This window comes from Paenibacillus enshidis, from assembly GCF_042136365.1.
Taxonomy (GTDB): Bacteria; Bacillota; Bacilli; order Paenibacillales; family Paenibacillaceae; genus Paenibacillus; species Paenibacillus enshidis.
The window spans coordinates 1-512 of record NZ_JBHHMI010000080.1; the positions used below are offsets into that span (position 1 = coordinate 1).

Below are 512 nucleotides of genomic sequence, written 5' to 3' on the forward strand. Positions count from 1 at the left end.
CAAGCCATAGCTTCGGTGGTGTGTTTAGCCCCGTTACATTTTCGGCGCAGAGTCACTCGACCAGTGAGCTATTACGCACTCTTTCAATGGTGGCTGCTTCTAAGCCAACATCCTGGTTGTCTGTGCAACTCCACATCCTTTCCCACTTAACACACACTTGGGGACCTTAGCTGATGGTCTGGGCTGTTTCCCTTTTGACAATGGATCTTAGCACTCACTGTCTGACTCCCGGACACAAGTCGATGGCATTCGGAGTTTGACTGAGCTTGGTAACCCTTGCGGGCCCCGCACCCAATCAGTGCTCTACCTCCATGACTCTGTTTTCCGAGGCTAGCCCTAAAGCTATTTCGGGGAGAACCAGCTATCTCCGAGTTCGATTGGAATTTCTCCGCTACCCCCACCTCATCCCCGCACTTTTCAACGTGCGTGGGTTCGGGCCTCCAGTGCGTGTTACCGCACCTTCACCCTGGACAGGGGTAGATCACCCGGTTTCGGGTCTACGCCCACGTACT

General features: G+C 54.1%; 1 rRNA gene. It reads right to left on the reverse strand.

Annotation, left to right across the window (positions count from 1 at the left end):
• Positions 1–512, reverse strand: a 23S ribosomal RNA gene (locus tag ACE41H_RS25160); the annotation flags it as partial.